The following is a 26,275-nucleotide window of genomic DNA, read 5'->3' as shown; positions in this document are numbered from 1 at the left end:
CCGGACCAAAGTATTGACACCCCCTTACCTCACTCCTTAAATCAAGAGGCGATGTACGCGCCCCCCACCTCAGTCGGCGCCCCCTTCTCAGGGCACCGTACGGAAGGGAGAGTCTTGGACTCCCCACGTCTCCTCCGCAGATGCCTCTTGGCAGCGTTGTCCGCAGCGCTCGTCACCGCTGCCGCCATCGTTCCCGCCCAGGCGGATCCCCCCACGGCGGCCGCGGCCGTCACCGCCTTCTCCGACACGTTCGACGGTCCTGCGGGCGCGGGCGTCGACACCTCGAAGTGGCAGATCGAGACCGGAGACAACGTCAACAACCACGAGCGGCAGTACTACACGTCCGGAAGCAACAACGCGACGTTGGACGGCCAGGGTCACCTGGTGATCACCGCTCGTCGCGAGAATCCCGGCAACTACCAGTGCTGGTACGGGCGTTGTGAGTACACCTCGGCCCGGATGAACACCTCCGGGAAGTTCACCGGAACCTACGGGCATGTCGAGGCGCGGATGAAGATCCCGCGCGGGCAGGGCATGTGGCCCGCCTTCTGGATGCTCGGTAGCGACATCGGACAGGTCGGCTGGCCGAACTCGGGCGAGATCGACGTCATGGAGAACGTCGGCTTCGAACCCTCGACCGTGCACGGCACCATCCACGGGCCCGGGTACTCGGGATCCGGGGGCATCGGAGCCGCCTACTCCCTGCCGGGCGGCCAGGCCTTCGCCGACGCCTTCCACACCTTCGCCGTCGACTGGGCCCCCGACTCGATCAGTTGGTCGGTGGACGGCACGGTGTACCAGCGGCGCACGCCCGCCGATCTGGGCGGCAAGACCTGGGTGTTCAACAAGCCGTTCTTCATGATCCTCAACCTCGCGGTCGGCGGCTACTGGCCGGGCGACCCCGACGGCTCCACCGTCTTCCCGCAGCAGTTGGTGGTGGACGAGGTGAAGGTGACGACGAGCGACGGTTCGGGGTCCGCCGGCGGCCCGATCACCGGCCTCGCCGGCAAGTGCGTGGACGTGGCCGGGGCGAACGCAGCCAACGGCACGCCCGTACAGCTCTACGACTGCAACGGCACCACGGCCCAGCAGTGGACGGTCTCCTCCGACGGCACCATACGCGCGCTGGGCAAGTGCCTGGATGTCACCGGCAACGGCACGGCGGACGGCTCGACCGTACAGCTGTGGGACTGCACGGGCGGGCCCAACCAGAAGTGGGCCGTCAGTGCGGCCCACGACATCGTGAACCCGCAGGCCAACAAGTGTCTGGACGCGACGGGCAACAGCTCGGCCAACGGCACCCGGCTGCAGATCTGGTCGTGCTCGGGCGGCGCCAACCAGAAGTGGACCGTGAACTGAGATTCCGCCACGGGGGACGGGGGACGGGGGTCCGGTGGGGGTTCGCCCCGGCCGGACCCCCGTACGTGTCCCCCGTGTTCAGCGCCCGGGGCGCACGGCCGGCCCGGGCTTCGTCGACCACTGATCAAGAACCGGCGCATCCTCGGCCAGCGCTGTGACCGGGAACGTTTGCCGACTTGCTCGTTGCGCCGGTTGGACGTGAATCTCCAACCAGGAGGCGGAACGGCACCACCGGTCTGGATCGGCAGGCTGACCGAGCAGCAGTTCTCGGCAAGCCCTTCACCCGCCGCTGGTCAATCCGCAAGCTCGCCGATCACATGCGTCGGAACACCACATCTCCCGGCCGATCACGATCGGTCGGGAGGCCCAGCACTGCTTCAGCGCTGCCGCAGGATCTCCTTCCGGCGTAAGAAAGCCGGGAAGGAGTCCCTGAAAACGGCCTTCGACCCCGAGCGCGCCCGCGTCGAATACGCGATCAGCGGGTTCGGCCAGATCGGGGCAGTCGGACTTCCGTGCTCTCTCAGCCGACGTGGAGGATCCGAAAGCGATCGGGTTGCGCCGGATCTCGATCAACGACCTGGACTGGCGTCCAAGCCCATTGCCAAACGCTGATGCCCGGCGTGCGGGAGAACTGGATCTGCCCGCGGGTGCCCTCGACTGCGACGCGCGGCCAGGATTCGGCAGTGCGCGCCCGGTCCGCGCCGTGAGAGCGCAGCACATCGGCGAGGACGGCGACCGTGTCGTAACCCTCGAAGGCGACGAACGAGGGCGCTTCGGCCAGTCGCTCGCGGAGCGCCGTCTCGACTCGTGCACCGAGTGGGCTGAGGCGCTCGGGCAGGTAGCGCAAGAACGGGATCGCGGCGCTGTCTTCGCCCAGCGACGTCGCCCATTGGGCGAACTCCGGTTGCCCGGCCGGTGCACCGATCATGATCTCGGCGAGGCGCTGGTCGCGGCGGACGGACTTGACGATTGACACTGCCGGCTCCGGGTGACCGACCAGAAGAAGGAGGGCTGTCGCGCGATGGTCGACGAGTTCGTCGCACACGGCCGTGGGGGCGAGCGCGCGCATGTCGAGTTCGATCACGGTGCCGCCGCGTGGAGCGAGGTAGTCCCGCAGAATGCGAGCCCCGGATGCCCAGTAGACACTCGGCTCGGCTGCTACGGCGATTCGGCTGTGGCCCGCGCTGAGGAGGAAGTCCGCGTAGATCCGCCAGCCGTGGGAATGTGCCGGGGCGAGGCGCGCGACCCATTCTGTCGGCTGTTCGGTGAGCGCGTCAACAACCGCTGACGAGCAGAGGAACGGCAGGCCGAGGGTGTCGGCCCTGGCGGCAGCGGCACGAGCGACGACGCTGTGATACTCCCCCGCCAAGGCAGCCACACCCAGGCGAGCCAATTCATCCACGGCCGCCGCGGCTCTCTGTGGATCGGCCGCGGTGTCTCGGACCACCAGCTCGAGTGGTCTTCCGACGATCCCGCCGCCGTTATTGACTTCACGAACGGCCAACTCAAGTCCAGCGAGCAGGTGTTGACCTGCCTCGACCCAGCCAGGTCGAGTCAGCGGAACGAGAGCGCCGATCCGGACGGTTGATCCGTCAGTCCGCTCCGCTGCAGGCGGCGATGGTGGCGTGTTCATGCGTTGGCGTCTCCCGAGTGACGATTCGGTCGCAGTTTGCCCGGATCGCAGAGTGAACGTCGGTGGCACCGAGAGTAGCCGAGCCGAGCATGGCCGGCTCCGGCGCCCCGTCCCGTGGCCGTCAGCCGGCCCTCGCGCCGTCGATCGAGCCCGATGGGCTTCGGGCAGCCCTGCCGTAACAGGTCCACCAGGAGTCGCCGAGGCTCAGTACCTGTTTCTGGTCTGGGACCGGCGACGAGCTGGTGGACGACTCGTTGAGCCGACATGGTCGATGGTGTGACGGATCTAGATGATCGATTCCAAGGGGTTCAGTGGTCGTAGGAGGTCAGTGCGCGCATGACCGGCTGGCCGCGCACGAGCCTGGCTCCCCTCGTCAGGCCTCCTTGGAATCGATCATCTAGGCTGGCGCGGTGACTGATGAGCAGGAGCGGGTGCAGCCGTCGGGAGTGTGGGCCACGGCGGTGGGGGTGGCCAGGGTGCGGGCGCTGGAGACCGAGCGGGAGAACGCGCTGTTCCGTGACCCACTGGCACAGGCCTTCGCCACCGCCGGCGGCCTGGGGCCGTCCTCGCCGCCGCTGCCCGGTGACGAGGCCGCGCGACGCCGCCGGCTGGGCGTGGCGTTCTCCATCGTCATCAGGACGAAGTTCCTCGACGACCTGTTGCAGCAGGCTTCCGCGTCCGGGGTCCGGCAGGTAGTGCTGCTCGGCGCCGGCATGGACAGCCGGGCCTTCCGCATGGACTGGCCCGAGGGCACCCGGCTGTTCGAGGTCGACACCGCCGCGCCACTGGAGTTCAAGGCTTCGGTGCTGCGCCAGGAACGGGCCGTCGCACGCTGCGAGCGGATCACCGTCGCGGTGGATCTGCGTGAGGACTGGCCAGGCGCGCTGGCCGCCGCAGGGCACGACCCGGCGGTGCCGACCGTGTGGATCGCCGAAGGACTGCTGATCTATCTGCCCGAGGACGCTGTGGAGCTGCTGCTGGCCCGGATCAGCGCGCAGTCGGCGGCAGGCAGTCGGATGGGGCTGACGTTGGGCTCGCGCGGCGTGATCGAGCGCTTCGGCGCGGACGCCGTGCCGGGATCGGCGGCGTCCATGTGGGTTTCGGAGATGCCCGACGACCCGGTGGGCTGGCTGGCCGGGCACGGCTGGGAGGCCGGCAGCCACACCCTGCGCGAGCGCGCTGCCGCCTACGGCCGCCCGATCAGTACCCCGCCGCAGGGCGAGGAGCGGCCTGGCGGACTGATCTCGGCGGTCCGCCGGTAGAGCACCTCGGTCATCGGCGTAGATCTCGAACGCCACGTTGACGCCGAACGGTTCTTCGCCAGGGGCCGGATGAGCCCCACCAACGGGCAGCATCGGCTCGATCTCCAGCGCGTGGTCCCCGATGGTGAACGGGACGCGCCACATCTGCCCGACCAGTTCCCGGTCCCCCGTGATGATGTGCCCATCACGCTCTCGGGTGACTTGGCCGATCATCGCGATCGACATGGCGGTCACCGTCCCCCACGGGTCAGGGCCCGGCAGACCGGGCCACCGGCGACAACACCCCGGCCCAACTCCCGGGCGGCGTCAACCTCACCGAACTGCCCCTGGTGGCGATCTTCTTGGACCGTAGGCCCTGCCGTGAGCCTAGGGCAATCCAGCAGGGTCCGCCGCTTGCCCAACGCACGACCAGTCGGCCCTCTCGGGCAACGGGAAAGGGCCACACGACACTGCTCCGGTGACGTCCCCCGACGCGCCACCGGATCCGCACATGCGCTGTACCGGCCGCCGGTCAACGGGGGTTCTACGCTTTCCCTCGAACGTTGATCATGGCGGTGTGGGGAAGACGCTTCGTGGCGCCTCACGCCGGCCCGGGTGTGAGGAAGGGCCAGAATGGCCAATGCGGTCCGACATAGCGGTACGCGTGTAGTGGTAATAGAGAGCATTCCCCTGATTCTGGGCGGCTTACGTTCCGCGTTAGAAGATGGCGGGATCACCGTCGCCGCAGGGACCCACGACCCGCACGCCGGTGTACGGGCGGTCCGGGAGAAGAAGCCCGATGTGGTCATCGTCGACCTCGACCTGCCCGGCCGCGCGGGAATCGGGCTGCTCCAGCAACTGCGTCGACAGTACCCGGCGCCGCGGCTGATCGCCGCGGTGTCCACGGAGCACGACGACGACAGCCTGCTGCTCACCACGCTGATGGCGGGGGCCACGGGCTACCTGCTCAAGAACACGGAGACGGCGGACGTGTTGCGCACCGTACGGGCCGTTCAGCGGGGGTACGTCACGCTGGGACCGCGGACCGGCGGCGAACTCTCCGCCCTCCTGGTGCGCCTGGCGGAAGCCGACGGCACGCTCCCGTTCCCGGCGCTTACCAACCGGGAACGGGACGTGCTGCGATTGGTCTCGCTCGGCTACGGAAACCGCCGAATAGCGCAGGAGCTGTTCATATCGGAGAAGACCGTACGCAATTACGTCTCGGCCATCCTGCCGAAAATCCATGTCTCCAGTCGCCTGGAGGCCATTGTGTCCGCACGGCTGGCCGGCCTGGAAACGGCGGACCCCAGCACCGGCACCGGCACCGCACGTACGTAAGGCGCAGCAGCGGAACACCCGTGTCCGACGGAACCGGCACCCGGAGCGGAGAGCGTCACATGTCGTGGGTGATGAGGTCGGCTGCCACAAGCCGACGCACGCTGTCACTCACCTGCCGGTTGACCTCCTCCGAGTCGGCCGGGAGATCGACCGCTCGGGCGTAGGCCGTGCGTACCGAGCCGAGGTCACGTCCGTCGCACAAGGAGTAGACCGTCCACGAGCGCGCGTTCAGCCAGTGCATTCGGGCCGACCGCGTGGGACTCACGACGAGTTGTCCGAGGCCGGGCAGGGCGCATGCGTCCACCGGGGTGATCCGCTGGAGGACACCTTCTGAGGGATTCTCCTGCGGCTGCCACGGTTCCGCCCGTCGGGTCGTCGTCTCGGCACGGTCCTGGGGCTGCGGAGCCTCGTCGTCCACCAGACGGAGCGTGGTGAGGAGCCAGCGGGCGAACCGGTGCCCGTGCTCGGTGAGCGCCTGCTCCGGCAGCGACAGCACGCACTCGGCGAGGTAGCGGGCCCGTTCCGCACTGGTCCGGTATTGCCCGCTGTGGGCGGCCGGCGTGCCAGGGCTGGGCTCGTCGAGGTCCTCGACCGACGGGGGCGGCCCGAACCTCTCCCGGACCGCTTCACCGGCGGAGGCCGCCGCAGCCCGGAAGACGAGCAGGTGCACGTAGAAATGCAGGGCTACGAACACCCGGATGACCGTCCACGAACCGATCCGCCACGGGATCGGGACGCGCTCGGTGGCGTTCCTGACCACGGAGCCCGTACGGAGCGCGTCGAAGAGCTTGAGGTGGGCGCCCTCGTGCAGCAGGCTCTCGGCGGCGAGCCACGGAGAGGTGCAGCGTTCGGGCGCCAGCAGCACCGTCGAGGGAAGCGGGTCGCCGCCGGACATGGACTGCAGGGGGCCCTCTTCGCTCTCCCTGTGGGTGAAGCCCACCATGGTGACGTGCCCGAGTACACCGGCTCCCGCGGCGGGCAACAGGGTCGCGAGGAGTTCCGCGCCCTCCCGCAGTACGGCGCGGACGCTCTCCGCCGGATCGACCGGGGGTGCCGCCCGGCTGTCGCCGAGCGCGCCACGGTACAGGTCCATGAGGCGCCCGGCCAGCTTCTCCTGCGAACGTCCGTGTGGCGTCGGCTCGGTCAGCACCCAGGCGTCCCCGAGACCGGGCCAGGCACTCCGGTGCGGACGGATGAGGGCTTCGCAGGGCCCCGTGGAGGACAGGGGGTCCGCCGCCGGGGTCGGGACGTAACCGCTCACGTAGGCGCCGAACGAGCTGTGTCCGAGTCGGCCGCTCTCCAGCCGCGCGAGGTCGACCTCGAAGCAGTTGCGCAGCACCGGGTCGTAGAGCAGCGGGCGGAGGTGTTCGTCGGTCGCCGCGGCCGTTGTCCGCAGCACGTCCGCTGCTTCGCCGTCATGCCGCGCCAGCATGGTCAGGCCCAGCCGGAACCGGGCGAGGTTGCGCTCGCCGATGGCGGCGGAGTCGCCGAACTGCCGATCGGCGCAGAGCATGGTGTCTGCCTGCGCCACCATGTCGGTGACCGGCTCGGCGGCGGAAGGTGAAGCGGGCAACGAGGACCGTCCTTCGGGGTCGGGCGGCGGACGTGGACGTAAGGCATCGGCACCGGGCCCTGTCTTGGGCCCGGTGCCGACCGGACGCGCCGCGCGTCAGGCGGTCCGGACCGCCTGGTACGACGGGAGCCAGGCGCGCTCCTCCGGTGCGTCGACGGCAACCTCGGGGGCTTCGTCGTCGAGGTAGGTCTGCGGAGCCAGGTCGGGGGTCTCGATGTGGTCTACCAGCATGTCCGGTCCCTTCGGTCGTCTGTGGACGGAGCAGGCCCGGGCAGGGCGGATGGCATCCGGCCCGGATGCGTCATTCTCCTGCACCCCGCGTCCCGTACCGATGGGACTGATGTCCTGAATTTTGTCCCGAGCCTCGGCAGACACGCTGATGGGCTTACGCCTCAGGCGTAACGGCGGGCTGGGTCGCGGGGCGCCCGGCACGCGGCTGCCCGTGACCTCCGCCCCCGACCTCGCCCCGCAACAGCGCGTCACGTATCGGGAAGTGCCGGCCAACCGGCGCTTCCGGCTGCTGTTCGTGACCCGGACCCTGACGGTCACGGCCGAGTCGCTGCGTATGATGAACCTTTCGGTGCTCGTCTTCGCGACGACCGGCTCACCCCTGCTGGGCGCCCTGACGTTCGACGTCGGCTTCCCTGCCACAACTCGCCGGTTCGCTCTTCCTCGGCTCGCTCGCCCCAACCGACTCATCGCCGAGACGCTCACCGGTGACGCCTACGTCCGGGGACGCTCGATGCGGGTTCGCCTATGCACTCGGACTCCAGCACCCCTTGCTCGATGCGGTCCCGGAGGCCAGCCGCGGCCAGGCGTTCGGTCTGCTCACCTCCGGGCTGATGACGGTTCAGGGAGCGGGACCGGTCGTGTTCGGGGCCCTCGCCGAGTTCACGGACGTCGGCGTTGCCATGGCGCTGGCCGGTCTCTCGACGGTGTGCGTGGCGAGGTGTGGGGCCCCGTGGCGCACGGGACGCGGACAGTAGGGCCCCCAGTAGACCTGACGCCACGGCAACCGGGGGCTCAGCTGTACGCCGGGCCGCAACTCGGCCCTCGCACCACGGCGTTGGCGGGATGAGGTTACGGTGTCGGCGCAGTACTCTGCCTGAGAAACGGTCAGTTGGAAGCCGTTGTCGTACCGATCATGGTGCGTTTCGGTTCGAGGGGCTCTCTCGGTCGTCCGATCCCGCACGTCCCGCCTTTCGCTTTCCGGTCGAACCTCAGGCAGGTGCTGCCCGGCCGGGGTAGGTGTTTGCCTACCTCAGAAGTAGGTTTCGGCCCATGGCGCCTGCTGGTCCCCTCGCAGCAGCATGATCTCCAGGACACAACGCGTGGCCGGGAAGACGAGACAAGGGGCGGATATGTGGCCGTTTCCGGTGGGCGGGTCGCTCTGGCCGCAGGGCGTGATCGGGGCTTTGATCGCGGTCTGCGCGGTGCTGGCCTTCAGGGCGGAGCAGGCGCGGGACCGGCTGGCGCGTACCGCCCGACCGGCTGGGTGGATCGGCTGGCCGGTCGTGGCGGGGCTGGTGGGTACGGCCGCGTACGGCAGTGTGAGGCTTCTGCTGCTCGCCCTGCACAACTCAGCCGGATTGCCCGGCTACGTCGTCACCCTGCCGGATATGGAACCCGTCGGTCTGCCCCTGGCGGCGCTGCTGATGGCCGGCCTGCTGGCCACTGCACTGCTCACCTCGACGCCGGCGCCCGGACAGAGGGTACTGCCCGTGGTCGCGGGGGTGACGGGCGAACTGCTGGAATGGACGTACTGGCTCACGTACCCCTCTGCTTCCTCTGGCCGGACACCGCTGAACGTCCTGGTGGGCAGTGTGAGTGTCCCCCTTCTCGCTGCCTTCGCCGGGATGGGTCTGGTCCGTCTCGCGAACGGCAGGCCCGCGCGGCTGGCCGGAGCCGACGCGGTGAGGTCCGCGCGGTGGGCCCTGCTGCTGCCCGCAGTCGTAGTGATGACAGGTGACCTGCTCGGCCTCGATCTGTGGCAGTCCGCGTCGCCGGGCGTCGGGATCGGCCCGGCAGTGGTGGCTTACCTGGTGGGGCTGGCGCTGCTGACGGCCGTCGTGGTCGGGCTGACGCGGTGGCCCAGGGCGGCGGCGGACCTGGCGGCCCTGGGGCTGGTGGGGATCGGGGCGCACAACGTCATTCAGAGCGGGTTCGGGCGGTACTTGGTGGTGGTGCACAAGGTCGGCTCCCCACGCGGACCGGTGCCGTCCCTCCCCGTTGAGGTGGCTCACCATGCGTCGGTCCTCGGCGGGATCCAGGGGGCGGTGCTGCTGGCCCTGGGGATCTGGCTGCTGCCACTGACCGTGCTGCCGGACGCCAGGCGGCTGTTGGGGCGGGAGCCGGATCCGGCGCTGACCCGGCGGGTGCGGGAGCTGACCGAGACGCGGGCCGAGGCGGTCAACTCCGCGGCGGCGGAGTTGCGCCGGATCGAGCGAGATCTGCATGACGGCGCGCAGGGACGGCTTGTCGCCATCGGGATGAACCTCAGGGTCGCCGAGGAGATGGTCCACAGCAGTCCGCACGAAGCTGCCGCGCTGGTCGTGGAGGCCCGCGTCGCCTCGGCGGCGGCGCTGGAGGAACTGTGCGGCCTGATCAGGGGGATGCACCCGCCGATGCTGGCCGACCGGGGCCTGGGGGAGGCGGTTCGGGCGCTGGCACTGGACCTGCCCCTGCCTTGTGAGACCGAGATCGATCTGCCCGAACGGCTCGACGCCCCGCTGGAATCGGCCTGCTATTTCGCCGTCACCGAGGTGGTGACCAACGCCGTCCGGCACGCCTCGGCGCGCGGCCTCCAGATCCGGATGGCCCAGGCGGAGGGGCTGCTGCGCATCGAGGTGGTCGACGACGGGGTGGGCGGCGCGGATCCCACCCGGGGCAGCGGACTGGCCGGGGTGGAACGACGGCTCGCGGCCTTCGACGGCATCCTCGCGGTCAGCAGCCCGCCCGGGGGGCCGACGATCGTGGTCATGGAGGTACCGTGCGGGTAGTCGTCGCGGAAGATCTCTTTTTGCTCCGGGAGGGGCTGGTCCGGCTTCTCAAGGCGCGCGGGTTCGAGATCGTGGCGGCCACCGACAGCGCGCCGGGTCTGCTCGATGCGCTGCTGGAATTCCGGCCGGACTTGGCGATCGTGGACATCAGGCTGCCGCCCACCCACACTGACGACGGGCTCCGTGCGGCACTCGCCGCCCGGGAACGGATACCCGGGCTGCCGATCCTGCTGCTCTCCCAGTACGTCGAGCAGATCTACGCCCAGGAACTGCTCGCCGACCAGGGGGGCGGGGTCGGCTATCTGCTCAAGGAGCGGGTGTTCAGTGACGACCAGTTCGTCGACGTGATCCGTACGGTCGCCGCGGGCGGCACGGTCATGGACCCCGAAGTGGTCACCAAGCTGCTCGACCGCCGCAGCCGTGGCGAACGCGAACCCCTCTCCAGGCTTACCGAGCGGGAACGCCAGGTGTTGGAGCTCATGGCCGAGGGACGCTCCAACAGCGCCATCGCGAACCGGCTCTTCATCAGCGAGAAGGCCGTGTCCAAGCACAGCACCAGCATCTTCACCAAACTGGAGCTCGCTCCTTCCGACGACGACAACCGTCGCGTACTGGCCGTTCTCGCCTACCTCATGTCCGTGCCGCGTGAAGGCCGCATTCCGCCGAGCCACTGAGCTGATGGAGATCAGGCCTCTGGTGGGCCGGGTCGCCGGCTCAACGTCCGGGCGTGGCCCGGTTCTGTTCAGAAACCCACGGAGGGTCCGTGACAACCACACCGTTCATGAGCCGAGAAGGAATGACGCGCTGTCGCATGGTCGGAGCCGCGCCGGCACTCGGGGTCGCCGTGCCGATCGGTGTCGCACGCCAGGCGTGGGCGGCTTCGACCGCCTCCGGCCCGGTGCAGCTCACCCTGCCCGTGCCCACCGTCCTTCGCCCCGCTGCTGAACGCGCCCATCCAGAAGTTCAGGTCTCTCGTCCAGGCCCCCCAAGGACCTGACCGACGAGGACGTCAAAGCCAGTACAAGAAAGTTCGTCGTCGACAAAGCCGAGAACGAGCTGTCGGCAGTCACCCGTACTGCCCCATCCCAGGGTTTCCGAACATGATCGAGCACTCCGAGGAGAAGAAGTGCCATGACGGCTGATAGCCGCCGAACCTGCGTCGGGAAGGAAAAGACATGCGCCTGGACCTCACGGGACGGACCGCGTTGGTGACGGGATCCACCCAAGGCATCGGAGCCGCGATCGCGGCCGGACTCGCGCGGGCCGGTGCCCGGGTCGGAGTCAATGGACGCGACCGGGGCAGGGTCGAGGAGGCCGTCAAACAGCTCAAAGCCGATGTGCCGGACGGCGACTTCCTTCCGGTCACCGCCGATGTCGCGTCCGAGGAGGGCGCCGTCGCCGCCCGGGAAGCCCTGCCGGACGTCGACATCCTCATCAACAATCTCGGCATCTTCGGCGCCAAGGACCCGTTGGAGATCACGGACGACGAATGGCGTCGCTACTTCGAAGTGAACGTGCTGGCCGCCGTCCGTCTCACCCGCACCTACCTGCCGCAGATGATCCAACGGGGGTGGGGCCGCGTCCAATTCATCGCCAGTGACTCTGCAGTGGTGATCCCCGCCGAGATGATCCACTACGGCATGTCGAAGACCGCCCTGCTCGCGGTCAGCCGTGGCTTTGCCAAGCATGCCTCAGGCACCCGCGTCACTGTGAATTCCGTCATCGCTGGCCCTACCCACACCGCTGGTGTGGAGGATTTCGTGTACCAACTCGTCGACCGTGACCTTCCTTGGGACGAGGCACAACGAGCCTTCATGCGAGAGCACCGCCCGCAGTCGCTGTTGCAGCGCCTGATCGAACCCGAGGAGATCGCCAACATGGTGGTGTACCTGAGCTCCGACCTGGCGTCCGCCACCACAGGCGGCGCACTGCGGGTCGATGGAGGGTACGTCGATTCCATCCTCCCCTAGGGACGGCCCGAGCTCCCTCGCCCATGTCCGACGAGTGGGGCTACCCGCTCCTGGGCGAGGCGCACTACGCAGGACAGTGTCGAGCAGCCCGTACGGCCGTTGGTGTCCCTGTGGTGGCGGGGTACCCCGCACGGGCGGAGGACACGTCCCCCGAACCGTGGCACGGTCACTGGAAGGCCGACGTCACGAGGTCCCGCTGTTCGCCGGAATGCCGGCGGGCAGAACCCACGGCGGGGGCCGGCGCCTGCGGGCGGCTGACGCATCCGACGGCACGGCCCGCCAGCCGTTGCACATGGGACTCCACGAAGGACCATGCGCCTTGGTTCTCCGGCTCCTCCTGCACCCATCGCACCTCGGCCCCGGCGGGGAAACGGGCGAGTTCCGCGCCCAACTCCTCCGTGGGGAACGGGTAGAGACGCTCAAGGCGGACGATCGCGGTGTCCGACAGACCGGCGCTTCGCCGATGGGCGTCAAGGTCGTAGAAGACCTTGCCCGAGCACACCAGCACGCGCCTGATCCGGGCGGTGTCCGCCGTCTCATCCGGTATGACCGCACGGAACGCGCCCATCGTGAGCTCCGTCAGCCCGGAGGTAGCCGCCTTCGACCGCAGCATCGACTTCGGCGTGAAGACGACCAGTGGCCTTCTGCGCTCGTCGAGCGCTTGCTGCCTGAGCAGATGGAAGTAGTTGCCCGGCAGGGAGGGCATGGCGACGGTCATGTTCCCCTGTGCGCAGAGCTGGAGGAACCGCTCGATCCTCCCGGAGGAGTGGTCGGGCCCCTGCCCTTCCAGGCCGTGCGGCAGCAACAGCGTCACCCCGGAGCGTTGGCCCCATTTCTGTTCGGATGAAGCGATGTACTCGTCGATCACGGCCTGCGCTCCGTTGGCGAAGTCGCCGAACTGGGCCTCCCACAGCACGAGAGCGTCGGGCCGCGCCAGTGAGTAGCCGTACTCGAAGGCCAGCGCGCCCAGTTCGGACAACATGGAGTCGTAGGGTGCGAAGTCGGCAGCCCGCGGGCCGAGGGAACTCAGTGGCGTGTGCTCCGCGCCGGTGCGCCGGTCGGTGAGCACGGCGTGCCGTTGGCCGAACGTGCCACGCCGGGAGTCCTGCCCGGCCAGCCGCACCGCAACCCCGTCCAGCAACAGGGAGCCGACGGCGAGTGTTTCCGCGGTGGCCCAGTCGATCGTTCCCGCATCCAGCATCGTGGTCCGCCTCTGGAGCTGCGGAAGAACGCGCGCGTGCACGGTGAAACCTCCCGGCACAGCGGTCTGGGAAGCGATCACCTGGCGGGCGGCGGCCTCCGTGATCGCCGTTACCGCCTGGGAGGCGACCACATGCTGAGCGCTCACAGGGTTCGTGGCGTTCATGGAGTTCACGGGCATCGGGGAGGCGGGCACCGGACGCGCCCGAGTCTGGGTGAAGGCCCGCTCGAGGTGACCCTGATAGTCCCGCAGGGCGCCTTCCACCTGACGCTCGGTGATGTCTCCCCGGTGCACAAGCGCCTCGGCGTACAGCTTGCGCACCGAAGCCCTGGCGTCGATACGGTCGTACATCGCCGGCTGCGTGATGGAGGGATCATCGACCTCGCTGTGCCCGTGGCGCCGATAGCAGATCAGATCGACGACGACGTCCTTGTGGAACGCCTGACGATAGTCGAAGGCCAGGCGCGCGATCCGCACCACGGCCTCGGGGTCGTCTGCGTTGACGTGGAAGATGGGGGCCTGGACCGTCCGTGCCACGTCGGTGGCATATGCGCTCGAACGGCCGTTGGCGGGCGAGGTGGTGAAGCCGAGCTGGTTGTTGATGACGATGTGGACCGTCCCGCCGGTGCGGTAGCCGGGCAGCTGGGACATGTTCAGCGTCTCGAAGACCACGCCCTGACCGGCGAACGCGGCATCGCCGTGGACGGCGACCGGCAGGACGGGGAAGGCTTCGCCACCGTCTGCGGCCCTGTCCTGCTTGGCGCGCACCACCCCCTGGGCCACCGGCCCCACGAGCTCCAGATGCGAGGGGTTCGCCACCACGCAGACGGCGATCATGCCGCCGTCCAAGGCACGGTAGGTTCCTTCCGCACCGAGGTGGTACTTCACGTCGCCGGACCCGTGGACCGACCGGATGTCCCCCGCATCCTCGAACTCATGGAAGATCTCCGCGTAGGACTTGCCGATGATGTTGGCCAGCACATTGAGCCGACCCCGGTGTGCCATACCGATGACGGCTTCCCTCACCCCGTGCCCGATGGAACGGAGCAGCAGGGCGTCGAGCAGCACGATCGCCGACTCGCCGCCTTCGAGCGAATACCGTTTCTGTCCCACGTACTTGGTCTGCAGGAATGTCTCGAAAGCCTCTGCCGCACCCAACCGGTAGAGAATCTGCAATTGTTCGGCGACGTCCGGTGGGGGCTGAGGCGATTCGATCCGTTGCTGGATCCAGCGGCGTTCCTGAGAGCTCTGGATGTGCATGTACTCGGTGCCGACGGTACGGCAGTACGACTCCTGCAGCGCGTTCAGCACATCGCGAAGCGTCATGGTGGCCTGCCCCGAGAACCCGTCGACGACGAACTCTCTTTGCAGGTCGTCGTCCCGGAGCCCGAATGCCGTGAGCTCGAGTTCCGGATGCGCGGCCGCCCGTGCTGCCGTGAGCGGATCGGTATCGGCCACCAGATGTCCGCGGACTCGATACGCCTCGATGAGCGCGGCAACGCGGACCGCTTTGACGGCCGCGTCGTCCCCGTCGTCCGCGCTGTCCTGCGCGGTCGTCGCGCCGTTGCGCGTCTCTTGGCGGGGCGCGGGGATCCGGGAGGCGAACAACTCTCTCCAGGTCCGGTCGACCGACCCCGGGTCGTGCAGGTATCGCTCGTACTGTTCGTCCACGAGCCATTCGTTGATACCGAATTCCAGCCCGTGCAGTGCCGGCTGTCCGGCGCGTGATTGCGATGCCACTGGGTGGATCGCCTTCTTTCCTCATTCGGAATGACCGATGACGGACACGGCCGGACCGCCGGTCGTCATGCATCGTGCCCGTGGGGTTCGCTTCCGCCGGGTATCCATTGTGGAGGCGAAACCGTCCGGCCGTGTCGCACCATCGACGCTATGGCACAGCGGGAGCCGAGCAAGACACCCAGGAATGCCATAACGCCGTCACATCAGGACATCGCAGCAGTGAGGCGGCCTTCGCGTGGAATGCTCCCACGCACAGCCGAATCCTGATCATCGGCCGCCGCGTGCCCCTGAGGCGAAGCCGTCACCACAACGAAACGAGGCATCCTGGCGCGAGCGTGCGCTCAACGCTGAGGCCGGGCCGTCCGCAGCAATTGACAGGAACAGAGGCAACGGCTGAGCGGACCGGTCACAGCCACCGGGCGGATCAGCCGTCGGCCAGAGCGTGGAGTCGACCGACACCAGCCAGTCGATGTCCCCGGCGGCGTCCGCCCGGACCTGGGCGGCGCGGAGCATCCGCTCGAACGTGCCGTCCGCCGCCCACCGGCGAAAACGGGTGTGCAGCGTGGCCCACGGCCCGTACCGCTCGGGCACGTCCCGCCAGGCCGTGCCTGTACGGAACTTCCACACGATCCCGTTGAGGACCCTGCGTCGTCCAGCCGCTTGCGCCCACGCGACGACACGGGCAGCAACGGCCGGACGAACTCCCCTTCGGCATCGGACAGTTCACGGCGACGTATCACCCGACCATGATCCACCACTCAAGATCATTTGACGACAGACCCTAGTCGGGTGAAGGGGCTACAGAGCTGGAGCCCTGTGTGCCACACCATTCGGTCAATGCTTGACGGGCCGCGTCGATGCGATGTTCAGGTGACTCGTCCGAGATGGCCCATGCGATATAGGCGTCTGGTCTGACCAGAACACTCTTTTTGGTAGCGCCCTTCGGGGATACGATCTCCACCTCGCCGGCCCACTCTGTGATCAGTGAGGGGAAGCGCTCCGTGTCGGACGGTGTGACAAGGACGAACCGTCGCTTACGGAGGGCTTCGTAGAGTCTGCGTCCGTCGCTGAGGAGGACGTCAGGTGCCCGCTTCCCGACAAGGGGATGCGCGCCGACCGCGACGGCGTAGGAAATGTCGATTCCCGAGATCGCCATGGCCAGTCGTCGGGCCACTGGTGGGGTTTGCAGCACCGTACGCGCTGACAAGTCACGGAGGCCGCACAATGCCCGTGGCGTGGTGAGGACGCCGCGGAGCAGTGCCCCGCTCATCCGCAGAACCCGGTGTCCCACCGGGTGCCGTTCGTTCTGATAGGTGTCGAGCAGGGTGTCTGGTGCGCGGCCACGCTGAACGGCTGCGAGTTTCCAGCTCAGGTTTGCGGAGTCCTGGATGCTGGTGTTGAGGCCCATGCCGCCGGCCGGGGAATGGACGTGGGCGGCGTCGCCGACGAGGAATACTCGGCCTACTCGGTAGCGGGGTGACTGGCGTTCGTCGCTGTGGAATCTGGAGAGCCAGCGAGGGTCGTGCATGCCGAAGTCGCTGCCGAGCGCCTGGCGGGCGACGTCTTTGATTTCTTCCAGATCGACCGATGCGTTGTCGGGCATGGGGTGGTGGCGATTCCAGGCCATGACCCTGAACCAGCCGTCGCCGAACGGGACGACAATGGCGAAGGCGTCTCCGGTCGCTGCCACGGTGGGCGGCTTCTTCGGCGGATCAGCCATCCGGACGTCTGCGAGCATCATGGAGCGAACGGCGGAGCGGCCGGGGAATGGGAGGCCGAGGGACTGGCGCACGCAGCTGTTTCGTCCGTCTGCGCCGACGACGAAGTCTGCGCGCAGGCTGTGTTCAGTACCGGCTGGTGTCTTCACGGTGACGTCGACACCGCTCGGGTCTTGCTGGACGCCAGTCACTTCGTGGGCCCGCATGATGTTCACGCCGTGTGTCAGGGCGCGGGACAGGAGCAGTCGCTCGGTGTTGTACTGGGGCGTCACGAGCACGTGGGGGTAACGGGTCGGCAGGTGCGACAGATCGATCCGCAGAAATTGCAAGATCGGGTTGCGGAGGCCGGTCAGCAGCAGGTCGTCGGCCAGGCCGCGGGCGTCCAGTTGCTCCATCGTTCGGGCGTGAACGGCGAATGCGCGTGTCAGCTGGGATTCCCCTTCTCGCCGTTCCACGACGGTGCAGCGCACTCCGGCCTCGGCCAGGTCACCTGCGAGCAGCAACCCCGCTGGACCAGCACCGACGACCAGCACGTCAACGTCGGATCCCATGTCCTGCCCTCCGCGTGTCACAGAACGAGTAGTAACGACCCGTGATCACCTGGCTGCCGCCCGCCACCGGTGGTGATGTTCAGGGCGGGTGGGTGACTGTGCCCGGGGGTGGCGTAACCGGTGAATCTCCTGACCGCAAGGACCACCGTACGAGGCAGACCACTTCCTCGCCTGTCAGGCAACGACCGTCCCACTCGTACCGAAGCGGTGGTTCCAGACGCGCTGAATCGCTGCCCCGCAATTAATGTTGACCTCATGCGGCGCCGCTTTCGCGTCACATCCCCGGAGGGCGTGACGTAAGGGGCCCGCGAGCGGACATCGAGAGGAGCGCAACCATGCCCTTCGCCACCGCCGAGGACGGCACGCAGATCTTCTACAAGGACTGGGGCTCGGGCCAGCCCGTGCTCTTCTCCCACGGCTGGCCGCTCACCGCCGACGCCTGGGACCCCCAGATGAAGCTCATGGTGGACAACGGATTCCGCGCCATCGCTCACGACCGGCGCGGTGGCGGCCGCTCCGGTCAGCCCTGGGACGGCAACAACCTCGACACGTACGCCGACGACCTGGCCGCGGTCATCGAATCCGAAGACCTGCACGACGTCATTCTGGTCGGGCACTCCACCGGCGGCGGCGAAGTCACCCGCTACATCGGCCGGCACGGCACGGCACGGGTCGCCAAGCTGGTCCTGCTCGGCGCGATCCCGCCGCTGATGCTGAAGACGGAAGCCAACCCTGAGGGCCTGCCGATCGAGGTGTTCGACGAGATCCGCCAGGGTGTGCTCACGGACCGCTCGCAGTACTACAAGGACCTCAGTGCCCCGTTCTACGGTGCCAACCGTGAGGGCTCGACCGTGTCCCAGGGAACGCGTGACGAGTTCTGGCTCTGGAGCATGACAGTCGGCATCAAGGGCGCCTACGACTGCATCAAGGCGTTCTCCGAGACGGACACGACCGAGGACCTGAAGAAGGTCGATGTGCCGACACTGATCGTGCATGGCGACGACGACCAGATCGTGCCCATCGTCTCCGCGGGCGCCAAATCATCCAAGATCGTCAAGGGCGCGCAGTATAAGGTCTACGAGGGCGCGCCCCACGGCCTTGCGATGGTGCCCAAGTACGCCGAGATCTTCAACAAAGACCTGCTTGAGTTCGCGCGGAGTTAGCGACGGCTCGCACCCCGGTGAACGGCAGCACTGCCTCTGGAACTGCTGGGAATCGGCGCTGCGGATTGGCCGCCCGGGATGGCCGGCTCATCGCCTGGCAGACCGCGCGTTGGCCGCATGCGCAAAGGGCCTTCGCCGGCCGGCCGCCGCAAACGTGCGTTAGGCAGCGGCGGCGGTCGGCGGCGCCAACCATGTCCCGGACAACTACGCCGGAGCGGCTGAATCTGGCTCGGCGGCCAGGTTGATCGGTTCGCCGTGTCAGCCGACCGGGCTTGCGCCTTGCTGGAAGACGTTGATGAGATTTCCGTCGTTGTCACGGATCGCGGTCGAGATACTGCCGTCGCCGAGGTCCATCTGCTCCCAGACGGTCGTCACCCCCAGATCACGGAAGGTGCGGGTCACGCTGTCGAGGTCCTCGACACGGAAGACCAGGGCCTTGTTGCCGATCGGGCGGATGTGGGCGGGGGGCTCTGCCGTCAGTTCAGGGATCCGCACACCGTTTGCGGGCTGAAGGAGCTCCAGCCGGAAACCGGGCCCCTCCAAGAAGGCAACGTCCGCTCCGATGGCGTCGAAGCGGGACTTCGCCAGCAGGGTGAGGCCGAACACCCGGTTCCACCACTGGATCGACGCGTCGAGGTCACTGACGGAAATCGTCACATTGTGGAGGGTGTAGGTGAAGAGCGGCTGGGGAGGGGTGGTCATGGTGATCACTTTTCGTTGGGCGTGTGCAGTCGTTTGCGGAGGGGCACGCGAGACACTCGCACAGTCCCGCCCCGGCGTTTCCCTGCCGTGCAGCGGAACAGTCTGTACCTGTCTACCGCCGACCCGACGTCCCCTTGCAGTAGCGAATCCGCGGGTCGCAGTACAAAGGTAGAGTTTATGGACCGTACAGTCAAGAACCTATGTCTCCTTCAAATGCGTTGCGAAGCCAGTCGATCAATGCACTATTTGAGCGCTCGCCGCGCCGTCGGCATGCGAATGGGAGCCGCGAACCAAGGTCCTGTGCGGGGATCTGTAGAGCTCGCCCGCAGCGCTCGCGTGAAACGGTCCGGCGCCGTCGGCTGCCAGAGCGTCGTCCGGCCCGCGGTGAGGCGCAGTCGATGGCGCAGCCGCACGGCCGAAGAGGGCCCACTCAAGGGCATGACGAAAGGGGCGGGTCGGCAACTGTGCTGGGGCGGGCGGCCGGGCCACTCGTTGGAACGTACGAAGGGCAGGTGTGCTGGACGCTCGCGTGCCGATCCCAGGCGGGCCCACCCGGATCGCTGTTTGTCGGCATATCACCTGTGGACGATGCCGACCCGCAGGATGGTCAGTGCCGGGACAACTGCTTGAGGGCGGCTTGGCCTATCTGCATCAGAGCTGAGCCGTCCATGTCGGTCTTGGCGAGAAACTCGATGCCCTGCATGACAGCGAGGAGCAGTCGCCCGAGCTCCTGGGCGTCCGCGCTCGGTTCGACCGTCCCGTCGTCCTGGGCTTCCTTTACGCAGGAGATCAGAAGATCTTCGACCGCTTGATAGGTGGTCCGGGCTCGGGAGACCACATCCGGATCGTTGCTGTGCAGCTCGGACGTACTGTTGACCAGAAGACAGCCGCGGCGCTGCGGGTCCTCCTTGAATCCCTTGGCCACCCCCTCAACGAGCAGGGTCAGGCGTTCGAAGGGCGTCCCGGGCCCGGTGAGGACCGCCCGGACGCCGTTCAGCTGTTCCTCGCGATAGCCGTCCAGTACGTGCAAGAACAGCTGCCGCTTGTCGCCGAAGGCGCCGTACAGACTTCCCTTGCCCAGTCCGGTGGCGTCCGTCAGGTTCTGCAGTGATGTAGCCGCGTATCCCTGATTCCAGAACTGCTCGCGCGCAGACTCCAGTACCTGGTTGTCATCGAAATTCCGCGGTCGTCCCATGACAACAGCATACGTTCTTCTTGACCTGCCGGTCCAGATCGTCGGGCACGCAGCACAGGCCCGGCTGCTCGCGGTGACGCGGGAGGACCTGGGCGTTCCCCTGGTCGCCGCCGCGCAGGGCCGCCGTGCAGGGTGAGGCCGGGCGATAGGGGGCGTGCAACGCATGGCCCTCCGTCAGGGGTTTTCCCGGCGCCCTCGCGGACAGGCCTGCGCCGGCCGCCCTGTCGCGCCTCGACAGCGTGCCCGCGGTCACGTTTTTGTCCGTGCGGTCCATAACAAGGTTCTTTACCGTATAGTCCATAACTGGGCTCGGAGCCGTCCGGTTCGGGCTGTAAAACCGCAGTGACACTTGGTGCACGACTTCTGGCGTTCGCACCGGACAGGGGTAAACGATCATGGGACAGCTTGACGGGAAGACGGCAGTCATCACCGGAGGCAACAGCGGAATCGGACTGGCCACCGCCAAGCGATTCGCACGTGAAGGCGCCCACGTGTTCATCACCGGCCGCCGGCAGAAGGCCCTCGACGCCGCGCTGGCCGAGATCGGCGGCGAAGCCACCGCTGTCAGGGGCGACGTCGCTGATCTCGCGGACATCGACCGCCTCTACGCGGCTGTCGCCGAGCGAGGCCGGCCCATCGACGTACTGTTCGCCAACGCGGGCGGCGGTCAGTTCGCTGCTCTTGAGCAGGTCACCGAGGAGCACTTCGACGCCACCTTCAACATCAACGTACGGGGAATGCTCTTCACTGTTCAGAAGGCCATTCCGCTGCTCAACGACGGCGCCTCGGTGATCCTGACCGGATCGACTGCCGCAACCTCAGGCGGCGCCGCCTTTGGCGTGTACGCCGCGTCCAAGGCCGCGGTCCGTTCCTTCTCGCGCACCTGGGCCAACGAACTGAGCGGCCGCGCGATCCGGGTGAACACCCTGGTCCCCGGCCCGATCGTCACCCCGGGCATCACCGGCCTGGCTGCCGACGCCGACCAGGCCGCACAGATGAGGGACGCCTTCGCCAGCCAGATTCCGCTGGGCCGCATGGGGCACCCGGACGAGGCCGCTGCTGCCGCACTGTTCCTCGCCAGCAATGAGAGCAGCTTCGTCACCGGATCCGAGCTTTTCGTGGATGGCGGACTCAACCAGATCTGATCGCCGCAAGAGGATGCGCTGTGCCTGTCCCGGCGAAGACGTCAGTCGCCGCGTCGCGATCACACCGGTAGTCACACCGAACCTAGCCTCGATCTTGCATGAGGGCCCGTCAGCAAGCTGACGGGCCCTCATGCAAGATCGAGGCTAGTGGACTGTCGCGGCTAATGTTTGGGATAGAGGTGGCGCAGTTTGATGCGTGCATCGTGGGTGGTGAATTGCCAGTCCACCTGACGCTGGTCGGTGTTGGTGGCGTTCTGCCAGGCTGAGAGTTCGGTGTTGAGTGTGTCGAGGTCGCCGATCCGGCGGTCGAGACATTGTCTGGTCAGCGCGGAGAGATCGGTCTCGGCGACGTTGAGCCATGACCCGTGTTTGGGCGTGTGGTGGATCTCGAGGCGCTGAGCCAGGGCGAAGGCGTCTTCCGGTTCGAACGCCTCGTACAGTGAGGCGACGCCGTGGGTGTTGAGGTTGTCCATCACCAGCCGTGGACTACCCCGACGCCGAGAACGTGGTATGTGCGGCCTCGCAGTCGGCGGGGCTGCGGTAGTCGAGGCTGCTGTGGAGTCGGTCCAAGTTGTACCAGCTTTCGATCCACTCAAAGATCGCGGTGTGGGCGGCGGACCTGCTGGGCCAGGGCTGGGTGCCGATCAGCTCGTTGTTCAGGGCGGCGAAGAACGACTCGGCCAGCGCGTTGTCCCAGCACTGGCCGGTGCGGCCGACGGATAGCCGGCCACCCAACTGGTTTGACAGCAAGGCGAGTTCACGGCTGGTGTATTGGCAGCCGCGGTCGGAGTGGAAGATCACGGAACCTGCGGGGCGACGCTGGTGGCAGGCGGCTCGCAGTGCGTCGGGGACCAGTTCGGTACGCAGGTGGTCGGCAGTGGTCCAGCCGACCACCCGGCGGGAGGCGATGTCGATGACGGTGGCCAGGTAGAGCCAGCCCTCGTCGGTGGGGATGTAGGTGATGTCGCCGCACCAGCGGATGTCGACCGCGGTCGGGTCGGGTCGGAAGTCGCGCAGGACCAGGTCCGGGCGGGTGGCCGCGTGTGGGTCGGGGATCGTGGTGCGGTGTCGTCGTCTGCGGTGCCGGCCGACGAGCCCGGCGGCCCGCATCAACCGGGCGATGCGTCTGCGGCCACAGCGCGTCCCCGCACGCTTGAGGACGGCGTGGATGCGCGGGGCCCATAGGTGCCCCGGGACCGGGCGTGGACCGCGGTGTGATCTGCTCGGTCAGCTCCGCGTCCTGCACGGCCCGGGGACCGGGGGTACCGGCGCGGCGGACGCGGCACGGGAGACCTTGAGCAGTTCACATGCGCGTTTGACGCTGTGACCTCCCTGTTTCTCCGCCTCGATGAACGGGTGCACCGTCACCGGGTCTCCTTCGCGAAGAAAGCCGGCCCGCTTGAGGATCTCCACGTCCTCCCGCAGGCGGCGGTTCTCCCGCCGCAACTGGGCCAGTTCCTCACGTTCGCTGCTGGTCAGGCCGTCACGCTCGCCGGCATCGACCTCCGCCTGCCGGACCCAGTCGCGCACCGCGGTCTCGGTCAGGTCGAAATACTTGGCGACCTGACCGACCGAGCGGTCACCGCGTCGGCACAGCTCGACGATCTCAGCCTTGAACTCCGGCGTGAACGAGCGCCGAGGACGCGGCTCCCGGAGGGCTGTGGGCGCCCTACTACAACGAAAGATCGGTGAGGACCAGCACACGCTCATAGGTGTAGTCCGCCATGGCGAACTTCACTCCTTCACGGCCGACACCAGACTGCTTGACCCCGCCGTAGGGCATCTGGTCGGCGCGATAGGAGGGCACGTCGCCGATCACGACTCCGCCGACTTCCAGAGCCCGATGTGCCCGGAAGGCAGCCTGCAGGTTGCGTGTGAACACCCCTGTCTGCAGCCCGTACTTGGAGTCGTTCACGGCCGCGAAAGCCTCGGCCTCGCTGGACACCTTGAGTACCGTCAGAACTGGCCCGAAGACCTCCTCGCAGGCCAGGGTCGTGTCTGCTGGAACATCCGCGAGGACCGTAGGCGTGTACGAGGCGCCCTCCCGCTTGCCGCCCGTATACAGCGTGGCCCCGGAACCGACGGCTTCGTCGACCCATGACTCGACGCGGCACGCTGCGTCCTCACTGACAAGCGGACCCACATCAGTTCTGTCATTCGAAGGGTCCCCGGTGACCTGAGATTTGACGGCTGCGACGATACGCGGCAACAGGCGATCGTACACCGCGGCGTCAGCTATCACACGCTGCACAGAGATACAGGACTGTCCGCCCTGGTAGTTGGAGAACGTAGCGATGCGCGCGGCGGCCCGGTCAAGATCCTCGTCGCTCGTAAAGTCGGCCAACACCACGGCAGCACCGTTCCCGCCGAGCTCCAACGTGCAGTGCTTTCTGGGAACGGAGTCCATGATGGCGTACCCGACCCTCTCGGAGCCTGTGAACGAGATGACGGGCAGGCGCTCGTCCTGCACCAGCCCCGGCATCCGGTCATTGGCGACCGGCAGGATGCTCCATGAACCGGCCGGCAGTTCGGTCTCGGCAAGGAGGTCACCGATGATCAGACCCGAGAGCGGAGTATCGGGCGCCGGCTTCAGGATGATCGGGGCGCCGGCCGCGATAGCCGGGGCGACTTTGTGGGCACACTGGTTCAGCGGGAAGTTGAACGGCGTGATCCCCAGCACAACGCCCTTCGGGAAGCGGCGGGTGAGCGCCAGTCGGCCCTGGCCGCCGGCGTCAGTGTCGAGCCGCTGAGCCTCACCGCTATTGAAGCGGCGGGCTTCCTCCGCGGCGAACCGGAACACGGACACCGCACGGCCGACCTCTACGCGAGCCCACTTGATCGGCTTTCCGTTCTCCGCGGAGATGAGCTGCGCGATCTCCTCGCTGCGCTCCATAAGGCGCTTGCTCACGTGGTCGAGCGCGGCGGCACGAACATATGCGGGAGTAGCCGCGAACTCATCGCGAACGGCATACGCCGCCGCCACCCCCTCCTCCACCTGCTCATCGGTGGGCACACTGACCTCTCCGATGAGCTGACCGGTCCAGGGGGAGGTAACAGCCAAGGTCGTCTCGCCGCTGGCCGGACGGCCGGCGAGCCAGAAAGCGCGGGTGGAAATCATGTCCGGTCATGGCCCTTTACGTCTGAAGGTGCGCTGACGTTCATCCGCCAACCGTTACACCGTAGGACCGCCGAGGTGACGGACGACTTGTACGTGGTGTAGTGATCGCATGCACGCGCATGCCCGAAGGTAGCCTTGAGTGCGATCGCCCATCCCTCGACCGAAAACTCGGGTCTGCCGCACGATCGGGTGACAACCTGACCTGCCCCACCTCTCAGGTTCCAGTTCTGCTGGCTAACTGACGGCCTTCACGAAAGGCTGCCGGACATGCCCCGCGCTTACCCCGCTGAGTTCCGCGCCCGCGCCATCGCGTTGGTGCGGGCAGGAAAAGAACAGAAACAGACCGCCGTTGACCTCGGCATCCATCCGGTCACGTGGCCGAAGTGGTTGCGCCAGGACGACATCGACAACGGACGGCGCCCTGGCAGGGTCTCGGAGGAGTCCGCAGAGCTGCGTGCAGCGCGGCGACGAATCCGCGAGCTGGAAACCGAGCTCGAGATCGTCCGCAAGGCCGCCAGGTTCCTCGGCGAGGACAAGCCGGCCCCAAAAGGCTCTACCCGGTGATCGACCGCCTCGTCGATGCCGGGGCACCGGTCGACCGATGCTGCCGGATCCTCGGGGTCGCCCGGCAGAACTACTACAAACACAAGCGCACCCCGACCACACCGCGGCAGCTGCGACGGGAGTGGCTGACCGGGCTGATCCGGGAGGTCCACGTCGCCTCACGCGGCACCTACGGCTACCGCCGCGTCCACGCCGAGCTCACCCTGGGCATGGGCATCCAGGTGTGCTCGAGGACCGTGTCGGAGCTGATGACACAGGCCGGGATCCACGGACTGCCCGGACCGGTGCGGATCAAGCGCCTGCGGGGTGTCGTCACCGCCGATGACCTGGTCAACCGGAAGTTCCATCGGCTGCGTCCCAACGAGCTGTGGGTCACCGACATCACGCAACACCGCACCAGAGAAGGCTGGGTGTACTGCGCGGCGGTCCTGGACGCGTTCAGCCGCAAGATCGTGGGCTGGTCGATCGACTCCAGACAGGGCTCCACCCTCGTGGTCAACGCGTGAGACATGGCCCTCCGCAACCGGCGCCCCGAACCAGGCGCGACAGTGCACGCCGACCACGGCACCCAGTTCACCTCGTGGGTCTTCGGGGAAAGGATCCGCTCCGCCGGGCTCCTGCCATCGTTCGGCACGGTCGGAGACGGCCTGGACAACGCGATGATGGAGTCGTTCTGGTCCTGGATGCAGATCGAGCTGTTGGACCGCAAACGGTGGAAGACCCGGGTCGAGTTGGCGAACGCGATCTTCGAGTACATCGAGGTCTTCCACAACCGACAGCGGCGCCACTCAGCACTGGGCTACCGCACCCCGATCGAGTACGGACTACTCTCCAAACAAGAGACGAGGAACTCCAGCCCTAGCAAGATAGACCGCCCGACACGACGGCGATAGCCGCGGTACACATCCGCCTGTCGGCAACTGATCCTGATAACAGCGAGGACGGTCGCCAAGAGCATGCCCACGACTATGACGGCTACGCCCGCGGCATCAACGGCTCGACCGGCGAACTCCACGATATTTCGAATTTCCACAGTATCCCCTAACTGTGCCGACCTGAAACCCG

20 protein-coding genes and 3 pseudogenes are annotated in these 26,275 nt (G+C 67.5%); 11 read left to right on the top strand and 12 right to left on the bottom strand.

The genetic code is table 11. From position 1 onward, the window contains the following. The first annotated feature begins 114 nt into the window (after positions 1-114). Entirely contained in the window at positions 115-1,359 is a 1,245-nt protein-coding gene (locus AAFF41_RS48715) for a ricin-type beta-trefoil lectin domain protein (protein ID WP_343326471.1), read from the top strand. Between the two features lie 520 nt (positions 1,360-1,879). Here the strand turns inward: AAFF41_RS48715 and AAFF41_RS48710 are convergent. Then, a complete protein-coding gene (locus AAFF41_RS48710; RefSeq protein ID WP_343326104.1) occupies positions 1,880-2,992 on the bottom strand; it encodes an ABC transporter substrate-binding protein in 1,113 nt (370 codons plus the stop codon). 446 nt (positions 2,993-3,438) lie between these two features. On the opposite strand from AAFF41_RS48710, the gene AAFF41_RS48705 reads away from it, so the two are divergent. Together AAFF41_RS48705 and AAFF41_RS48700 are read left to right on the top strand one after the other, a co-directional pair. Further along, complete coding sequence (locus tag AAFF41_RS48705; RefSeq protein WP_343326470.1) at positions 3,439-4,254, top strand: class I SAM-dependent methyltransferase; 816 nt, start codon at positions 3,439-3,441, stop codon at positions 4,252-4,254. A gap of 612 nt (positions 4,255-4,866) precedes the next feature. Next, positions 4,867-5,571 carry a response regulator transcription factor gene (locus tag AAFF41_RS48700; RefSeq protein WP_319753982.1) on the top strand — a complete coding sequence of 235 codons (705 nt, stop codon included), beginning with the start codon at positions 4,867-4,869 and terminating at the stop codon, positions 5,569-5,571. Between the two features lie 55 nt (positions 5,572-5,626). Here AAFF41_RS48700 and AAFF41_RS48695 read toward each other — a convergent pair whose 3' ends face one another. Both AAFF41_RS48695 and AAFF41_RS48690 read right to left on the bottom strand, forming a co-directional pair. After that, the gene (locus AAFF41_RS48695) at positions 5,627-7,144 is read right to left on the bottom strand and encodes an aKG-HExxH-type peptide beta-hydroxylase (RefSeq protein WP_343326103.1); all 1,518 of its coding nucleotides are present in this window, start codon (positions 7,142-7,144) and stop codon (positions 5,627-5,629) included. Positions 7,145-7,240: 96 nt separating this feature from the next. Further along, positions 7,241-7,375 (bottom strand): hypothetical protein, encoded by a 135-nt coding sequence (locus AAFF41_RS48690; RefSeq protein ID WP_257017117.1) that lies wholly within the window; start codon positions 7,373-7,375, stop codon positions 7,241-7,243. A 548-nt stretch (positions 7,376-7,923) separates the two neighbouring features. On the opposite strand from AAFF41_RS48690, the gene AAFF41_RS48685 reads away from it, so the two are divergent. The 4 genes from AAFF41_RS48685 (at position 7,924) to AAFF41_RS48670 (ending at position 12,113) form a co-directional block, all read left to right on the top strand. Beyond that, positions 7,924-8,130 carry a hypothetical protein gene (locus AAFF41_RS48685; protein WP_343326102.1) on the top strand — a complete coding sequence of 69 codons (207 nt, stop codon included), beginning with the start codon at positions 7,924-7,926 and terminating at the stop codon, positions 8,128-8,130. 375 nt (positions 8,131-8,505) lie between these two features. Beyond that, the gene (locus AAFF41_RS48680; protein WP_343326101.1) at positions 8,506-10,143 is read left to right on the top strand and encodes a sensor histidine kinase; all 1,638 of its coding nucleotides are present in this window, start codon (positions 8,506-8,508) and stop codon (positions 10,141-10,143) included. Beyond that, on the top strand, positions 10,134-10,817 hold the full coding sequence (locus tag AAFF41_RS48675) for a LuxR C-terminal-related transcriptional regulator (protein WP_343326100.1): 684 nt from the start codon (positions 10,134-10,136) through the stop codon (positions 10,815-10,817). Before AAFF41_RS48680 ends, AAFF41_RS48675 begins: the two co-directional genes overlap by 10 nt. Positions 10,818-11,318: 501 nt before the next feature. Continuing rightward, positions 11,319-12,113 carry an SDR family NAD(P)-dependent oxidoreductase gene (locus tag AAFF41_RS48670; RefSeq protein WP_054228092.1) on the top strand — a complete coding sequence of 265 codons (795 nt, stop codon included), beginning with the start codon at positions 11,319-11,321 and terminating at the stop codon, positions 12,111-12,113. Between the two features lie 166 nt (positions 12,114-12,279). Here the strand turns inward: AAFF41_RS48670 and AAFF41_RS48665 are convergent, their stop codons facing one another. From AAFF41_RS48665 to AAFF41_RS48655, 3 genes and pseudogenes are all read right to left on the bottom strand, one after another. After that, positions 12,280-15,054, bottom strand: coding sequence for a multifunctional oxoglutarate decarboxylase/oxoglutarate dehydrogenase thiamine pyrophosphate-binding subunit/dihydrolipoyllysine-residue succinyltransferase subunit (locus tag AAFF41_RS48665; protein WP_425526216.1), 2,775 nt, complete (start codon positions 15,052-15,054; stop codon positions 12,280-12,282). Positions 15,055-15,321: 267 nt separating this feature from the next. Further along, a pseudogene (locus AAFF41_RS52035) lies at positions 15,322-15,696 on the bottom strand (transposase); the annotation flags it as partial. Between the two features lie 139 nt (positions 15,697-15,835). Beyond that, positions 15,836-17,323 carry an FAD-dependent monooxygenase gene (locus tag AAFF41_RS48655; RefSeq protein ID WP_343326099.1) on the bottom strand — a complete coding sequence of 496 codons (1,488 nt, stop codon included), beginning with the start codon at positions 17,321-17,323 and terminating at the stop codon, positions 15,836-15,838. Between the two features lie 335 nt (positions 17,324-17,658). On the opposite strand from AAFF41_RS48655, the gene AAFF41_RS48650 reads away from it, so the two are divergent. Continuing rightward, positions 17,659-18,486, top strand: coding sequence for an alpha/beta fold hydrolase (locus AAFF41_RS48650; protein ID WP_319753989.1), 828 nt, complete (start codon positions 17,659-17,661; stop codon positions 18,484-18,486). 258 nt (positions 18,487-18,744) lie between these two features. Here AAFF41_RS48650 and AAFF41_RS48645 read toward each other — a convergent pair whose 3' ends face one another. Both AAFF41_RS48645 and AAFF41_RS48640 read right to left on the bottom strand, forming a co-directional pair. Beyond that, the gene (locus AAFF41_RS48645; protein WP_319753990.1) at positions 18,745-19,188 is read right to left on the bottom strand and encodes a VOC family protein; all 444 of its coding nucleotides are present in this window, start codon (positions 19,186-19,188) and stop codon (positions 18,745-18,747) included. A gap of 607 nt (positions 19,189-19,795) precedes the next feature. Next, the gene (locus AAFF41_RS48640) at positions 19,796-20,383 is read right to left on the bottom strand and encodes a TetR/AcrR family transcriptional regulator (RefSeq protein WP_319753991.1); all 588 of its coding nucleotides are present in this window, start codon (positions 20,381-20,383) and stop codon (positions 19,796-19,798) included. On the opposite strand from AAFF41_RS48640, the gene AAFF41_RS48635 reads away from it, so the two are divergent. Both AAFF41_RS48635 and AAFF41_RS48630 read left to right on the top strand, forming a co-directional pair. Next, positions 20,382-20,519, top strand: coding sequence for a hypothetical protein (locus tag AAFF41_RS48635; RefSeq protein WP_319753992.1), 138 nt, complete (start codon positions 20,382-20,384; stop codon positions 20,517-20,519). The genes AAFF41_RS48640 and AAFF41_RS48635 overlap by 2 nt on opposite strands. A gap of 259 nt (positions 20,520-20,778) precedes the next feature. Beyond that, complete coding sequence (locus AAFF41_RS48630) at positions 20,779-21,528, top strand: glucose 1-dehydrogenase (protein ID WP_319753993.1); 750 nt, start codon at positions 20,779-20,781, stop codon at positions 21,526-21,528. A 161-nt stretch (positions 21,529-21,689) separates the two neighbouring features. Here the strand turns inward: AAFF41_RS48630 and AAFF41_RS48625 are convergent. From AAFF41_RS48625 to AAFF41_RS48610, 4 genes and pseudogenes are all read right to left on the bottom strand, one after another. Next, positions 21,690-22,007: pseudogene (locus tag AAFF41_RS48625) on the bottom strand (transposase); the annotation flags it as partial. A gap of 7 nt (positions 22,008-22,014) precedes the next feature. Further along, positions 22,015-22,698, bottom strand: coding sequence for an IS3 family transposase (locus tag AAFF41_RS48620; protein ID WP_343326469.1), 684 nt, complete (start codon positions 22,696-22,698; stop codon positions 22,015-22,017). Between the two features lie 57 nt (positions 22,699-22,755). Further along, positions 22,756-23,232, bottom strand: coding sequence for a transposase (locus AAFF41_RS48615; RefSeq protein ID WP_343326098.1), 477 nt, complete (start codon positions 23,230-23,232; stop codon positions 22,756-22,758). After that, complete coding sequence (locus AAFF41_RS48610) at positions 23,201-24,646, bottom strand: aldehyde dehydrogenase family protein (protein ID WP_343326097.1); 1,446 nt, start codon at positions 24,644-24,646, stop codon at positions 23,201-23,203. The genes AAFF41_RS48615 and AAFF41_RS48610 overlap by 32 nt, the downstream gene beginning before the upstream one ends. Positions 24,647-24,913: 267 nt before the next feature. Here AAFF41_RS48610 and AAFF41_RS48605 point away from each other — a divergent pair. After that, positions 24,914-26,103 (top strand): annotated as a pseudogene (locus tag AAFF41_RS48605) (IS3 family transposase). The last annotated feature ends 172 nt before the right edge of the window (positions 26,104-26,275 follow it).

This window comes from Streptomyces mirabilis (genome assembly GCF_039503195.1).
Taxonomy (GTDB): Bacteria; Actinomycetota; Actinomycetes; order Streptomycetales; family Streptomycetaceae; genus Streptomyces; species Streptomyces mirabilis_D.
This window is presented reverse-complemented; position numbering and strand designations above follow the sequence as displayed.